Consider the following 14,601-nt stretch of genomic DNA (forward strand, 5'->3'; position numbering starts at 1 on the left):
CATCTCCCACTTACTCCGCTTCGCTTCGTTGAAGTGGGAGTCTTCTCGCCTAATTAAGATAAAATAAGGTTCTTTCTCTTTTTCTACAATATCCACAATTTGTGGATAAATATATTCACAATGATTATTTTTTGATAAAAAAATTTGTTTCTACTATTCCAAACAATTACAAGAAGACCTGTTCCAATAAATCTGTCCAAAACTGCTTTCCATCTCGTCCTTCCTTTCACTTCCATCAACGAGAATAATCAAATTATACAAGGACTTCTTTCAAAATATATCTGAAAGAAGCCCTTCCCACCGCTTAATCTAGCTCTAAACTTGGATCCGCGTTTAACGCCATATCTGCGCGTTTGCCTTGTTCAAACAAAACAGTTCCTGCCGCCGCAATCATCGCCGCATTGTCGGTACAAAGCGATAAAGGCGGAATAACCAATTCGATATGGTCTAATTCAGCCATTTTTCGCTCCAACTCCGCTCGTAATCCTCTGTTTGCGGCGACTCCGCCCGCAAGCAGCACTTGACGGACATTATATTCTTTTGCTGCGTTGACGGTTTTGGTCACAAGCACATCGATTACGCTCGCTTGAAAGCTGGCTGCCATATCTTTCGGGTCGATGATTTCTCCACGCTGATTCGCGTTATGAAGCGTGTTTAATACCGCCGATTTCAACCCGCTGAAGCTAAAATCATATGACCCTTCTTCCAGCCATGCACGAGGCAAATCAATGGTCGCCTTTCCTTCCTGTGCAAGACGGTCAATATGCGGTCCGCCCGGATAAGGAAGGTTTAATGCCCTCGCCACCTTGTCATACGCTTCTCCCGCCGCATCGTCTCTCGTTTCGCCGATGACTTGAAACTTGCCATGCCCCTCCATGTACACAAGCTCCGTATGTCCTCCTGAAACCACAAGAGATAACAACGGAAATTTCATTTCCGTAACAAGCCGATTCGCGTAAATATGCCCGGCGATATGATGAACGCCTACAAGCGGAAGACCATGGGCAAACGCTAACGCTTTCGCCGCGTTCACACCAATCAAAAGAGCGCCGACTAATCCTGGACCTTGCGTCACTGCAATAGCACTCAACTGTTGAAACGAAACATCCGCCTTACGCATCGCTTCTTCAATAACGAGCGTAATCTGCTCGACATGGTGGCGCGAGGCGATTTCTGGTACGACTCCGCCAAATCGTTTATGGCTTTCCATTTGGGAAGCCACAATATTAGACAAAATTTCCGTTCCATTTTTCACAACTGCCGCCGCGGTTTCATCGCAGCTCGTTTCAATTCCAAGAACATATATGTCATGATTCATGATAATTTCACCCACATTACAAGAGCATCTTCTAAATTATCTGGATAATAATGTCTGCGGATACCGCCATTAAGAAATCCTAATTTTCGATATAAAGATTGGGCTACATGATTAGAAACACGAACTTCTAATGTCATGGTGACAGCCCCAAGTTGCTTTGCTGTTTCCATTAATTTGCGCATTAGCGCTTCCCCTAATTTTTTGCCGCGATATTCAGGCAATACAGCTACATTTGTAATATGCGCTTCATCAATGACGACCCACATTCCCGCATAGCCAATGATGTGGCCGTTATGTTCCATTACGATATATTTGGCATAACGATTATAAACAAGCTCATTATAAAATGCTTCTCTGCTCCAAGGAGACGTAAAAGAAGCATGCTCCACTTGCAATACTGCATCAATATCATTTAAGGTCATTAAGCGAAATCGAATTTTCATCCCCATATTTGTTTTCCCCTTTTTGCTTGGCAAGCCATTTTGCTTCTGCCTCGGCAAGGCGAACGTAATTAGGCACAAAAGTATGAGTATTCTCTTTTTCTTTATTTTTTCCAAGCAGCGCTAACTCACCTGGGCGAGGCAATTGTAACGAAGACGGCGCAAATTCCGCAAAATCGCCAAGTTGTTGCTGAAACGTTTCTTTATATAAGGCGATATCGGCTCCGATAAATAACACTTTCTCCTGTCTTTCCTGCAGTTTGTGCGCCCATTCATCGGCCAAAACGATTCGGTCACTTTCTATACACTCTAGTTGTACGCCGTTATAGCGATATAATCCTGTATAAATTTGACCTCTTCTCGCATCAAAAAACGGAGCGATAACACCCGAAAAATACCTTCCGTTCGCTGCTAACACTTCAAGGCTAGATACTCCTACAATCGGGATCTTTAATGCCCATGCTAATGTTTTTGCAATCGTTACTCCGATGCGCACTCCCGTATAAGACCCGGGTCCTCTCGCAACAACAATTAACTCTAGTTCACTGGGAGATACACCGCAATCTTTCAATAAAGACTGGATTGCCGGCATTACGCGCGTGGAATGGTCTTTCTTTATATTTGTCACTATTTCTCCTTTTACGATATCGTCTTCCACTAATGCGACTCCCATTACCACATTTGATGTATCAATCGCTAATATTTTCATGACTCTAAAATCCCCTTACATAACTGTTCATATCGTTCTCCGATTGGTTCAATCACTAATTTTCGCTCATCATTCCCATGGTGAAACAGATAAATGTTCAATCTTTCCGGTGGTAGCTGTGGTTCGATAAGATGTGCCCATTCGATGACAGTGACACCATCACCATGAAAATATTCGTCAAAACCGAGATCCTCCATTGTATCTTCTAAACGATACACATCCATATGATAAAGGGGGAGACGCCCTTTATATTCCTTCACAATCGTAAAAGTAGGACTGCTAACCGTTTTCCTTACTCCCAATCCTTTGGCTAATCCTTTTGTAAACGTCGTTTTTCCCGCGCCTAAATCCCCTTCTAACGTAATGACATCTTTTGCTTTTAACTGTTCTCCAAATCTTGAAGCAAGATGCATCGTTTCCTCAGGAGAGTGCATAATCAGTTCATAACGTTTCATCACGTTTCACCTTTACATTTTTATAATGATAACCTTCGCTTCTGAAATTTTATCATATTCTTATCACTTGTTACCACTTTCCCTGCTAATATTTAATATTATTGTTGAAAAGAAGCATCTATGCCTCTACACAATGACTAAAGTTATCGGCTTCCTTCGTCAATCTTCTTAAAGGATGAGTCCAACCTGCAGTAAGCTAGTTGCACATCTAAAAAAAAATAAAAAAACCCTAGGAAGCCACTTCCTAAGGAGAAATAAAAAAACGAAACAAGGCTGTTTCGTTTCCTACGCAAGAATTTTATTAAAATGCATTCAACCTTAAGCGGTCCCGACGGGACTCGAACCCGCGATCTCCTGCGTGACAGGCAGGCATGTTAACCACTACACTACGGGACCAATATTGGTTGCGGGGGCAGGATTTGAACCTGCGACCTTCGGGTTATGAGCCCGACGAGCTACCGGACTGCTCCACCCCGCGGTGATAGAAAGGAATGATTGAATTAGGAACAAATGATTTGGAAAACTTTAATTCAATTCGTTGCCTCTTCCTCTACTAGCTAATTCAAAGATGTCAAATGCGTCGAGGCAACTCGTAGCTTATTCGATGGAGCTTAAGCTCGTTGCTCCACCCCGCGACGATAGAAAGAAATAAATTAATCATATAAATAGCCTAGCGACGACCTACTCTCGCAGGGGCGCTGGCCCCAACTACCATCGGCGCTGGAGAGCTTAACTTCCGTGTTCGGGATGGGAACGGGTGTTTCCTCTCCGCTATTGTCACTAGGCAATTATCTCAATTGGACATTTATTATTATATTCCAATCATCACGTTTGTCAAGAGGGATTTCGTTCCCTCAAAACTAGATAACCGTCCGTTTGGAAGAAGCCGTTTTGCATAGGCGGCCTACGCTTTTCGCTTTGTCTAGCTCCGGACGCCATCGGCTCGCGACGCTTCGGTCCCGTTGCGGCGGCAACAGCCTCCTCACGGGCCCTCCAGCGCGTGTCGCCGATAGGCGGGCGTCCTCTGCTTTTCGCTTTGTCTAGCTCCGGTGCCTAGCTCTCTTGCGCCAAATAACCTTCTCCCTTGAGGTGCAAGCACCTCTACGGGCGAAGAACATTTGGCTTCGAGAGCTAAGCGCGGCACCTCCGCTTTTCCGCTTGGTTAAGTCCTCGATCGATTAGTATCCGTCAGCTCCACGTGTCGCCACGCTTCCACCTCGGACCTATCGACCTCGTCATCTTCGAGGGATCTTACTCGCTTGACGCGATGGGAAATCTCATCTTGAGGGGGGCTTCACGCTTAGATGCTTTCAGCGCTTATCCCTTCCGCACATAGCTACCCAGCGGTGCCCCTGGCGGGACAACTGGTACACCAGCGGTGCGTCCATCCCGGTCCTCTCGTACTAAGGACAGCTCCTCTCAAATTTCCTGCGCCCGCGACGGATAGGGACCGAACTGTCTCACGACGTTCTGAACCCAGCTCGCGTACCGCTTTAATGGGCGAACAGCCCAACCCTTGGGACCGACTACAGCCCCAGGATGCGATGAGCCGACATCGAGGTGCCAAACCTCCCCGTCGATGTGGACTCTTGGGGGAGATCAGCCTGTTATCCCCGGGGTAGCTTTTATCCGTTGAGCGATGGCCCTTCCATACGGAACCACCGGATCACTAAGCCCGACTTTCGTCCCTGCTCGACCTGTCCGTCTCGCAGTCAAGCTCCCTTGTGCCTTTGCACTCTACGAATGATTTCCAACCATTCTGAGGGAACCTTTGGGCGCCTCCGTTACCTTTTGGGAGGCGACCGCCCCAGTCAAACTGCCCACCTGACACTGTCTCCCACCCCGATAAGGGGTGCGGGTTAGAATTTCAATACCGCCAGGGTGGTATCCCACCGGCGCCTCCACCGAAGCTGGCGCTCCGGCTTCTCAGGCTCCCACCTATCCTGTACAAGCGATACCAAAATTCCATATCAGGCTACAGTAAAGCTCCACGGGGTCTTTCCGTCCTGTCGCGGGTAACCTGCATCTTCACAGGTAGTATGATTTCACCGGGTCTCTCGTTGAGACAGTGCCCAAGTCGTTACACCTTTCGTGCGGGTCGGAACTTACCCGACAAGGAATTTCGCTACCTTAGGACCGTTATAGTTACGGCCGCCGTTTACTGGGGCTTCGGTTCGCACCTTCAGCCTTGCGGCTTAAGCGCTCCCCTTAACCTTCCAGCACCGGGCAGGTGTCAGCCCCTATACTTCGCCTTTCGGCTTCGCAGAGACCTGTGTTTTTGGTAAACAGTCGCTTGGGCCTTTTCACTGCGGCTCTCTCGGGCTCATCACCCAAGAGAGCACCCCTTCTCCCGAAGTTACGGGGTCATTTTGCCGAGTTCCTTAACGAGAGTTCTCCCGCGCACCTTAGGATTCTCTCCTCGCCTACCTGTGTCGGTTTGCGGTACGGGCACCTCTCACCTCGCTAGAGGCTTTTCTTGGCAGTGTAGGATCGGGGACTTCGGGACCGATGGTCCCTTCGCCATCACGGCTCAGCCTTTGTGCCAGACGGATTTGCCTATCTGGCAGCCTAACCGCTTGGACAGGCTATTCCAGCAGCCTGCTCGCCCTACCTTCCTGCGTCCCCCCCATTGCTCAAACGGTGAGGAGGTGGTACAGGAATCTCAACCTGTTGCCCATCACCTACGCCTTTCGGCCTCGGCTTAGGTCCCGACTAACCCTGAGCGGACGAACCTTCCTCAGGAAACCTTAGGCTTTCGGTGCAGAGGATTCTCACCTCTGTTTTCGCTACTCACACCGGCATTCTCACTTCTAAGCGCTCCACGAGTCCTTCCGGTCTCGCTTCGGCGCGCTTAGAACGCTCCCCTACCGATGACGGGCGGTCATCCCACAGCTTCGGTGGCACGTTTAGCCCCGGTACATTTTCGGCGCAGAGTCACTCGACCAGTGAGCTATTACGCACTCTTTAAATGATGGCTGCTTCTAAGCCAACATCCTGGTTGTCTGGGCAACTCCACATCCTTTTCCACTTAACGTGCACTTTGGGACCTTAGCTGGTGGTCTGGGCTGTTTCCCTCTCGACCACGGATCTTATCACTCGTAGTCTGACTCCCAAGGATAAGTCATTGGCATTCGGAGTTTGACTGAGTTCGGTAACCCGATGAGGGCCCCTAGCTCAATCAGTGCTCTACCTCCAAGACTCTTCCCTTGAGGCTAGCCCTAAAGCTATTTCGGGGAGAACCAGCTATCTCCAGGTTCGATTGGCATTTCACCCCTACCCACACCTCATCCCCGCACTTTTCAACGTACGTGGGTTCGGGCCTCCAGTAGGTGTTACCCTACCTTCACCCTGGACATGGGTAGATCACCTGGTTTCGGGTCTACGACGACGTACTTAACGCCCTATTCAGACTCGCTTTCGCTGCGGCTCCGTCTCTTCGACTTAACCTCGCACGTCATCGTAACTCGCCGGTTCATTCTACAAAAGGCACGCCATCACCCATGAACGGGCTCTGACTACTTGTAGGCACACGGTTTCAGGTTCTCTTTCACTCCCCTTCCGGGGTGCTTTTCACCTTTCCCTCACGGTACTGGTTCACTATCGGTCACTAGGGAGTATTTAGCCTTGGGAGATGGTCCTCCCTGCTTCCGACGGGATTCCCCGTGTCCCGCCGTACTCAGGATCCACTCGGGAGGGAACGAAGTTTCGACTACAGGGCTGTCACCTTCTCTGGCGGGCCTTTCCAGACCGCTTCGTCTACCCCGTTCCTTTGTAACTCCCATGTGAGTGGTCCTACAACCCCAAGAGGCAAGCCTCTTGGTTTGGGCTGTTCCCGTTTCGCTCGCCGCTACTCAGGGAATCGCGGTTGCTTTCTTCTCCTCCGGGTACTTAGATGTTTCAGTTCCCCGGGTGTGCCCTCCATACCCTATGGATTCAGGTATGGATACTGCCCCATTACGGGCAGTGGGTTTCCCCATTCGGACATCTCCGGATCAACGCTTGCTTACAGCTCCCCGAAGCGTTTCGGCGTTTGCCCCGTCCTTCATCGGCTCCTAGTGCCAAGGCATCCACCGTGCGCCCTTTCTAACTTAACCATGCGAAAACAGCTTCATGCTTGCCGCCTTCGCTTCTCGGCTTCTTCCTATGTCTAGCTTCGGCGCCTAGCTCTCTTGTGCCAAATAACCTTCTCCCTTGAAGTGCAAGCACTTCTGCAGGTGAAGAACATTTGGCTTCGAGAGCTAACCGCGGCGCCTCCGCTTTTCCTTCCGGTTATCTAGTTTTCAAGGAACCAACTTATTTCCTGCATCCGCTCATAGACGCAGACGCAAGGCGACTACTTGAGTATGCTTCCTTGCAGCCTTGTGTCGAGGAATCCTGCTTCCTCGAATTCACTAGCAGACGCAGACACAAAACACTTGAAGGAGTGAAATGCTCCCTCAAAACTGAACAAACCCGAAGCGTCCACTTCCGACTAGCCCATAAGGGCAGTCGCTTCCGCTTTTCTGCTGTCTAGCTCCAGCGCCTAGCTCTCTTGTGCCAAATAACCTTCCCCCTCGAAGTGCAAGCACTTCAGCGGGTGAAGAACATTTGGCTTCGAGAGCTGATCGCGGCGCTTCCGCTTTTCGTACTGTCTAGCTTCGGCTCCTAGCCCCTCGGGCCGCTTCGGTCTCGCTGCGGCGGCAACAGCCTCCTCGCGAGCCCTCCAGCGCCTGCCGGGGCTAATCAGTCGCCTTCGCTTTTCGTATCATCCTTAGAAAGGAGGTGATCCAGCCGCACCTTCCGGTACGGCTACCTTGTTACGACTTCACCCCAATCACTTGCCCCACCTTCGGCGGCTGGCTCCCTTAAAGGGTTACCTCACCGACTTCGGGTGTTGCAAGCTCTCGTGGTGTGACGGGCGGTGTGTACAAGGCCCGGGAACGTATTCACCGCGGCATGCTGATCCGCGATTACTAGCGATTCCGGCTTCATGCAGGCGAGTTGCAGCCTGCAATCCGAACTGAGAGCGGCTTTTTGGGATTCGCTCCCCCTCGCGGGTTCGCAGCCCTTTGTACCGCCCATTGTAGCACGTGTGTAGCCCAGGTCATAAGGGGCATGATGATTTGACGTCATCCCCACCTTCCTCCGACTTTTAGCCGGCAGTCCCCCTAGAGTGCCCAACTGAATGCTGGCAACTAGGGGCGAGGGTTGCGCTCGTTGCGGGACTTAACCCAACATCTCACGACACGAGCTGACGACAACCATGCACCACCTGTCACCCTGTCCCCCGAAGGGGGAACGCCCTGTCTCCAGGGTTGTCAGGGGATGTCAAGACCTGGTAAGGTTCTTCGCGTTGCTTCGAATTAAACCACATGCTCCACCGCTTGTGCGGGCCCCCGTCAATTCCTTTGAGTTTCAGCCTTGCGGCCGTACTCCCCAGGCGGAGTGCTTAACGCGTTAGCTACAGCACTAAAGGGTTTAACCCCTCTAACACTTAGCACTCATCGTTTACGGCGTGGACTACCAGGGTATCTAATCCTGTTTGCTCCCCACGCTTTCGCGCCTCAGCGTCAGTTACAGACCAGAGAGCCGCCTTCGCCACTGGTGTTCCTCCACATCTCTACGCATTTCACCGCTACACGTGGAATTCCGCTCTCCTCTTCTGCACTCAAGTCCCCCAGTTTCCAATGACCCTCCACGGTTGAGCCGTGGGCTTTCACATCAGACTTAAGGGACCGCCTGCGCGCGCTTTACGCCCAATAATTCCGGACAACGCTCGCCCCCTACGTATTACCGCGGCTGCTGGCACGTAGTTAGCCGGGGCTTTCTCGTTAGGTACCGTCACCGTACCGCCCTATTCGAACGGTACTTCTTCTTCCCTAACAACAGAGCTTTACGATCCGAAGACCTTCTTCGCTCACGCGGCGTCGCTCCGTCAGACTTTCGTCCATTGCGGAAGATTCCCTACTGCTGCCTCCCGTAGGAGTCTGGGCCGTGTCTCAGTCCCAGTGTGGCCGGTCACCCTCTCAGGCCGGCTACGCATCGTCGCCTTGGTGAGCCGTTACCTCACCAACTAGCTAATGCGCCGCGGGCCCATCCGTAAGTGGTAGCCGAAGCCACCTTTCAACCAAAGACCATGCGGTCTTTGGTGTTATCCGGTATTAGCCCCGGTTTCCCGGAGTTATCCCGGTCTTACGGGCAGGTTACCCACGTGTTACTCACCCGTCCGCCGCTAACCGAACAGAAGCAAGCTTCCGTTCGGTCCGCTCGACTTGCATGTATTAGGCACGCCGCCAGCGTTCGTCCTGAGCCAGGATCAAACTCTCCAAAAAGAAAGTTGATTGGCTTCTTTTCAGCTTCAGCACCGACACCGCAAGGTGTCAAGCGCTTCAGCTTTTCACATTGTCCAGCTTCAGCGCCTAGCTCTCTCGTGCCAAATAACCTTCCCCCTCGAAGTGCAAGCACTTCAGCGGGTGAAGAACATTTGGCTTCGAGAGCTGATCGCGGCGCTTCAGCTTTTCTTATTGTCCAGCTCCGGCTCGCAACGCCTTGCGGAAAATAACCTTCCTCCGTCGACATGCAAGCATGTCTCGTCGGAAGAACATTTTCCTTTCGGCGTTATCTGCTCGCCTTCGCTTTTCTATTTGGACGCTTCGTTTTGTTCAGTTTTCAAGGAGCATTCCCTGAAACATTAGTTGTTAATTATGGAGCGGGTGATGGGAATCGAACCCACGACATCAGCTTGGAAGGCTGAGGTTTTACCACTAAACTACACCCGCATGTTTATTCATTAAGATTAAATAAATCGGGAAGACAGGATTCGAACCTGCGACCCCATGGTCCCAAACCATGTGCTCTACCAAGCTGAGCTACTTCCCGAAATGGCGCGCTCGAGAGGATTCGAACCCCTAACCTTCTGATCCGTAGTCAGATGCTCTATCCAATTGAGCTACGAGCGCAAATATTGATTTTGGAAACAACGAATTATATTTTAGCACTTCCTGAAATAAATCACAAGTATTTTTTGTATTTATGCGGTCGAGAGGACTTGAACCTCCACGGGGTTGCCCCCACTAGGCCCTCAACCTAGCGCGTCTGCCATTCCGCCACGACCGCATATTTATTAAGTTAGTGGTGCGGGTGGAGGGACTTGAACCCCCACGCCGTAAGGCGCCAGATCCTAAGTCTGGTGCGTCTGCCAATTCCGCCACACCCGCAAAAATGAGCCATGGAGGACTCGAACCTCCGACCCTCTGATTAAAAGTCAGATGCTCTACCTACTGAGCTAATGGCTCATGGCTGGGCTAGCTGGATTCGAACCAGCGCATCACGGAGTCAAAGTCCGTTGCCTTACCGCTTGGCTATAGCCCAATGTAAATAAAGTATCTAAATGGCGGTCCCGACGGGACTCGAACCCGCGATCTCCTGCGTGACAGGCAGGCGTGTTAACCACTACACTACGGGACCATCAATAAAATGGGGTTGGTGCTTTATAGACCCCAACACCCATCAGCAGTGACCCGTACGGGATTCGAACCCGTGTTACCGCCGTGAAAGGGCGGTGTCTTAACCACTTGACCAACGGGCCACGACAAAATATATCAAAAGTGGCGGAGAAGGCGGGATTTGAACCCGCGCGCCGTAAAGACACGACCTAACGGTTTAGCAAACCGTCCCCTTCAGCCACTTGGGTACTTCTCCAATGGCTCCGCAAGTAGGATTCGAACCTACGACCTACCGGTTAACAGCCGGTTGCTCTACCGCTGAGCTATTGCGGAATAAAGGGAAATGTAGTTATCTTGTTGCAAAACATCATAACTTTCCAGTTCGTTGCCTCTTCCTCTGCTAGCGAACTCAAAGTTGTTGGATGCATCGAGGCAACTCGTAGCAAATTCATAGAAGTATCGCTCATCGCTGAGCTATTGCGGAATAAAAATCACAGCAAACTTTTTCGTCGCTTCCTAATTACTTATGGACTTGGACAATCGACATTCTTTATTATATTGAGCTGAGTGATGGTTGTCAATAGCTTTTATAATCATTTATCATCCATCGCCTTTTGGCGACGGCTTTTATAATTTAGCATATACAAACAATAGCTGTCAACACTTTTTTAACAAAAATATTGTTTGTTTTTTTAGGCTTGCCTATAAATGCACAAAAATGAAACTACGGCAAACGTGCTTTCATATTTCTCCGCCGTTATCCAACATTAGTTTTCCGCCACATTGTCCACAAACATACTTGTCTGTATTGACCCGCTTTTTCCGTCTATATTTTAAACTGCACTTAGAACAAACATACACGTAAACTTTTTTTGTTCTTTGTTGTGCTTGCTGAGGGAGTGGCCGACAATAGCGGGGAGCCTGAACTTGTCGTAATAAATCACGAAAGTCTTGGTCACGATGTCGATATCCTTTTCCTTCCAAATGAAGATGGTAATGGCATAATTCATGCTTAATAATGGCAATAAGCTCTTCTTCTCCGAACACTTCGTAATATTTTTTATTTAGTTCAATGTTATGAGTTTGTAATATGTAACGTCCTCCCGTTGTTCGAAGCCTTGGATTGAATGTCGCTGTATGTTTGAACGGTTTTTTGAAAAATTGTAAAGACACTCTTTCGACAAGCCGTTGCAAATCACTTTGTTTCATTTTCGTTACTCCTTACTTTTTTGACACAGGACAGACCAACCATACATACATTATATACTAACCTTTCTGTTACAGGAGGTCGACTGTTATGCCAACATGGTTAAAAAATCAAATGAGACGAGCCTATTATGAAAAAAATCGTTACCAAATCAAATTGCTAAATCAATGCTGGTTTTTTTATCAGAAAAAACACTGCTCATGAAAGCAGTGTTTTTTCTGATTCTTCCGGTGGAATCATAGATAAAGAAATTCTTCCTTTATCGAGATCTACATTGTCAACCCAAACTTTTACCACATCGCCTACTGATACAACGTCAAGCGGATGACGTACATATTGCTTGCTTAATTTTGAAATGTGAACAAGCCCATCCTGCTTAACCCCAATATCCACAAACGCTCCGAAATCGACGACGTTCCGCACCGTTCCTTCTAACTCCATTCCCCTTTTTAAATCTTCCATTTTTAAAATGTCTTTTCGTAATAACGGCTTTGGCAGCTCATCGCGAGGATCACGTTCTGGACGAATTAAAGCGTCGATAATGTCTTGTAATGTCAATTCTCCGATGCCAAGTTCAGCAGCCGTGTCAGGAATGGAAAGAGATTGCAATGCCTGACGAAGCTCTTCACTTCCGATATGTTCAGTTGTAAAACCAATTTGGTGCAACAGCCTTTTCACTTCTTCATACCGCTCAGGATGAATCGGCGTACGGTCGAGCGGTTCGTCTCCATCAATAATGCGTAAAAATCCGATACACTGTTCATATGTTTTAGCACCAAGCCGCGGTATCGATTTTAATTCCTCGCGGTTTTTAAATTTTCCTTGTTCCTCACGGCGTTTTACGATATTTTCCGATACTGTTTTCGTAAGCCCTGATACGTATTGCAATAAAGAGACGGAGGCAGTGTTGACGTTGACGCCAACTTGGTTAACAACGGTTTCCACGACAAACTGCAATGATTGCGCTAATTTTTTTTGTGAAACGTCGTGCTGATATTGGCCAACTCCTACTGATTTTGGATCAATTTTCACCAGTTCGGCAAGCGGGTCTTGTACACGCCTTGCGATCGAAACTGCGCTCCGTTCTTCTACCTGTAAATCTGGAAACTCTTGACGGGCAAGGTCAGAGGCGGAATAGACGCTCGCTCCCGCTTCATTGACAATAAGGTAAAAAATTTCTTTATCTACTTGTTTTAAGGTGTCCGCCACAAATTGCTCCGTTTCCCTTGAGGCAGTTCCGTTCCCAATGGCAATCATTTCGACATGATATTCTTCGATAATGCGGATTAACTTTTCTCTCGCTTCTTCTATCTGTTGCTGCGGGGGATGAGGGTAAATGACATCGATTTTCAGCAATTTGCCTGTTTCGTCGACCACCGCCAGCTTGCATCCCGTTCGATAGGCAGGGTCTATACCAAGAACAATCTTCCCTTTTAACGGCGGCTGAAGCAATAGCTTGCGTAAGTTCTCCGCAAAAATATGAATCGCCCGCTCTTCCGCTTTTTCGGTTAATTCATTGCGAATATCCCGCTCGATTGACGGTTCAATAAGCCTTTTGTAGCCGTCCTCAATCGCTTCAGAAAGGAGGGAAGCGGCGGGAGATTGCGGATTTGTAATAATGTGCTTTTGTAAGTATGTCATAATATCTTCTACCGGCGCCTGAATGGAAACACGCAACACTCCTTCTTTTTCGCCGCGATTGAGCGCTAATACACGATGCGGAACAATCCTATGTACTGGCTCTTCATATTCGTAATACATTTCATATACTTTTTTCTCATCATTTTCCGACTCTTTGACAGTCGATATGATCACGCCTTTTTTCCATGTGTGCTGGCGAATCCATTGGCGAAATTGTGCATCATCCGATACCTTTTCAGCGATGATGTCTTTCGCACCTTGAAGCGCCTCTTCGACGGTACGTACTTCTTTTTCTGGTTGAATAAACTCTTGCGCTTTTTCTTCCGGCCGCGGCCTCATTGGACACGTCCATAACCATTCCGCAAGAGGCTCTAACCCTTTTTCCTTGGCAATGGTGGCTTTTGTACGTCGTTTTTGTCTATAAGGACGATACAAATCTTCCACTTGCTGCAGTTTCGTAGCATTGATGATCGCGTTTTTTAGATCATCCGTTAGTTTTCCTTGTTCATCAATAAGGCGAAGGACTTCTTCTTTCCGCTGTTCTAAGTTTTGTAGGTAATTCCATTTCTCCAAAATATCACGAATTTGCACTTCATCTAAGGCGTCTGTCATCTCTTTCCGATAGCGGGCAATAAACGGCACCGTATTTCCTTCCTCAGAAAGAGAAATCACATTGCTAACTTGCTTTGTGGACAAATGTAATTCATTCGCTATCAGGTCCATCAACGCTTCTCTATTTAACAAATCCTTACCCCTCCATGACTAAAAATAAAAATAGCTACAATGATGCAGCTATTCCTAACGAGTCGTATATGAATAAAATAGTTGGACAGATCGATTGTTTGCGACCTGCCCTTTTTTGCGCATAGCAAACTACCCACCACTTTTTATGAAACGGAGGCGATAGGTGGCTCAGTGCATTCTCTCATGGTGAATGAGACTTATATATCCTGAAGGCCGTTTCCGTCTATACTCTTGCTGCAAAAACGGAGCGGGGGTTTCACGAAACAAGTTTTGTTTCGGAGAAGAGAAATTTAAATTTCGAGCGCTACTGTTTAAAAATCTATAAGTCCTAAACTAATTTGCAGCGCTTCGTCCACCTTATCCATCATTTCATCGTCCAAGTGAGTAATTTTGTCTGTTAGCCGCTGTTTATCAATTGTCCGAATTTGCTCTAGCAGAATGACAGAATCCCGCTCAAACCCGTAACGTTTTGCATCAATTTCGACATGCGTTGGCAGCTTCGCTTTTTGAATTTGTGCTGTAATTGCCGCCACAATCACCGTCGGACTAAATCGATTCCCAATGTCATTTTGAATGACCAATACCGGACGAACGCCTCCTTGCTCTGAGCCCACTACCGGGGAAAGGTCCGCAAAATAAACGTCGCCACGCTTAACAATCAAA

8 protein-coding genes, 13 tRNA genes and 3 rRNA genes are annotated in these 14,601 nt (G+C 48.5%); 1 reads left to right on the forward strand and 23 read right to left on the reverse strand.

What is annotated here, in order from left to right; all coding sequences use genetic code 11:
• Window positions 1–304: 304 nt before the first annotated feature.
• From tsaD to FNL97_RS16515, 21 genes are all read right to left on the reverse strand, one after another.
• The gene (tsaD, locus tag FNL97_RS16415; RefSeq protein ID WP_097354104.1) at window positions 305–1,318 is read right to left on the reverse strand and encodes a tRNA (adenosine(37)-N6)-threonylcarbamoyltransferase complex transferase subunit TsaD; all 1,014 of its coding nucleotides are present in this window, start codon (window positions 1,316–1,318) and stop codon (window positions 305–307) included.
• A complete protein-coding gene (gene rimI / locus FNL97_RS16420) occupies window positions 1,315–1,767 on the reverse strand; it encodes a ribosomal protein S18-alanine N-acetyltransferase (RefSeq protein WP_143416198.1) in 453 nt (150 codons plus the stop codon). Before rimI ends, tsaD begins: the two co-directional genes overlap by 4 nt.
• Window positions 1,727–2,467, reverse strand: coding sequence for a tRNA (adenosine(37)-N6)-threonylcarbamoyltransferase complex dimerization subunit type 1 TsaB (tsaB, locus tag FNL97_RS16425; protein WP_081189578.1), 741 nt, complete (start codon window positions 2,465–2,467; stop codon window positions 1,727–1,729). Before tsaB ends, rimI begins: the two co-directional genes overlap by 41 nt.
• Window positions 2,464–2,922 carry a tRNA (adenosine(37)-N6)-threonylcarbamoyltransferase complex ATPase subunit type 1 TsaE gene (gene tsaE / locus FNL97_RS16430; protein WP_012748968.1) on the reverse strand — a complete coding sequence of 153 codons (459 nt, stop codon included), beginning with the start codon at window positions 2,920–2,922 and terminating at the stop codon, window positions 2,464–2,466. The genes tsaB and tsaE overlap by 4 nt, the downstream gene beginning before the upstream one ends.
• A 323-nt stretch (window positions 2,923–3,245) precedes the next feature.
• Window positions 3,246–3,318: transfer RNA gene (locus FNL97_RS16435), tRNA-Asp, on the reverse strand.
• A 5-nt stretch (window positions 3,319–3,323) separates the two neighbouring features.
• Window positions 3,324–3,400: transfer RNA gene (locus FNL97_RS16440), tRNA-Met, on the reverse strand.
• Between the two features lie 190 nt (window positions 3,401–3,590).
• Window positions 3,591–3,707 (reverse strand): 5S ribosomal RNA (gene rrf, locus FNL97_RS16445).
• A gap of 373 nt (window positions 3,708–4,080) precedes the next feature.
• Window positions 4,081–7,016 (reverse strand): 23S ribosomal RNA (locus FNL97_RS16450).
• Window positions 7,017–7,676: 660 nt separating this feature from the next.
• A 16S ribosomal RNA gene (locus FNL97_RS16455) occupies window positions 7,677–9,233 on the reverse strand.
• The 16S, 23S and 5S rRNA genes sit together here with 13 tRNA genes alongside, the layout of an rRNA operon.
• Window positions 9,234–9,606: 373 nt before the next feature.
• Window positions 9,607–9,680: transfer RNA gene (locus FNL97_RS16460), tRNA-Gly, on the reverse strand.
• Between the two features lie 26 nt (window positions 9,681–9,706).
• A tRNA-Pro gene (locus FNL97_RS16465) sits at window positions 9,707–9,780 on the reverse strand.
• 3 nt (window positions 9,781–9,783) lie between these two features.
• Window positions 9,784–9,860 (reverse strand) — tRNA-Arg (locus FNL97_RS16470).
• Window positions 9,861–9,934: 74 nt separating this feature from the next.
• Window positions 9,935–10,017 (reverse strand) — tRNA-Leu (locus FNL97_RS16475).
• Window positions 10,018–10,033: 16 nt separating this feature from the next.
• A tRNA-Leu gene (locus tag FNL97_RS16480) sits at window positions 10,034–10,118 on the reverse strand.
• Window positions 10,119–10,123: 5 nt separating this feature from the next.
• Window positions 10,124–10,196, reverse strand: a tRNA-Lys gene (locus FNL97_RS16485).
• Between the two features lies 1 nt (window position 10,197).
• Window positions 10,198–10,272 (reverse strand) — tRNA-Gln (locus tag FNL97_RS16490).
• A gap of 20 nt (window positions 10,273–10,292) precedes the next feature.
• Window positions 10,293–10,368: transfer RNA gene (locus FNL97_RS16495), tRNA-Asp, on the reverse strand.
• Between the two features lie 49 nt (window positions 10,369–10,417).
• Window positions 10,418–10,489, reverse strand: a tRNA-Glu gene (locus FNL97_RS16500).
• Window positions 10,490–10,509: 20 nt separating this feature from the next.
• Window positions 10,510–10,602, reverse strand: a tRNA-Ser gene (locus FNL97_RS16505).
• Between the two features lie 2 nt (window positions 10,603–10,604).
• Window positions 10,605–10,679: transfer RNA gene (locus FNL97_RS16510), tRNA-Asn, on the reverse strand.
• Between the two features lie 408 nt (window positions 10,680–11,087).
• Window positions 11,088–11,555, reverse strand: coding sequence for a SprT family protein (locus FNL97_RS16515; protein WP_062678763.1), 468 nt, complete (start codon window positions 11,553–11,555; stop codon window positions 11,088–11,090).
• Between the two features lie 88 nt (window positions 11,556–11,643).
• Between FNL97_RS16515 and cmpA the strand changes: the two genes are divergently transcribed.
• Window positions 11,644–11,757: a cortex morphogenetic protein CmpA gene (gene cmpA, locus FNL97_RS16520; RefSeq protein WP_012748966.1), complete on the forward strand. Its 114-nt coding sequence runs from the start codon at window positions 11,644–11,646 to the stop codon at window positions 11,755–11,757.
• Here cmpA and FNL97_RS16525 read toward each other — a convergent pair.
• Window positions 11,752–13,917, reverse strand: a complete 2,166-nt coding sequence (locus tag FNL97_RS16525) for a Tex family protein (protein WP_502707818.1) — start codon at window positions 13,915–13,917, stop codon at window positions 11,752–11,754. The two genes, cmpA and FNL97_RS16525, sit on opposite strands and share 6 nt — an antisense overlap.
• 332 nt (window positions 13,918–14,249) lie before the next feature.
• Entirely contained in the window at window positions 14,250–14,600 is a 351-nt protein-coding gene (gene ndoA, locus FNL97_RS16530; RefSeq protein WP_003253417.1) for a type II toxin-antitoxin system endoribonuclease NdoA, read from the reverse strand.
• Window position 14,601 lies beyond the last annotated feature (1 nt).

The organism is Geobacillus sp. E263, from assembly GCF_007197795.1.
Classification (GTDB): domain Bacteria; phylum Bacillota; class Bacilli; order Bacillales; family Anoxybacillaceae; genus Parageobacillus_B; species Parageobacillus_B toebii.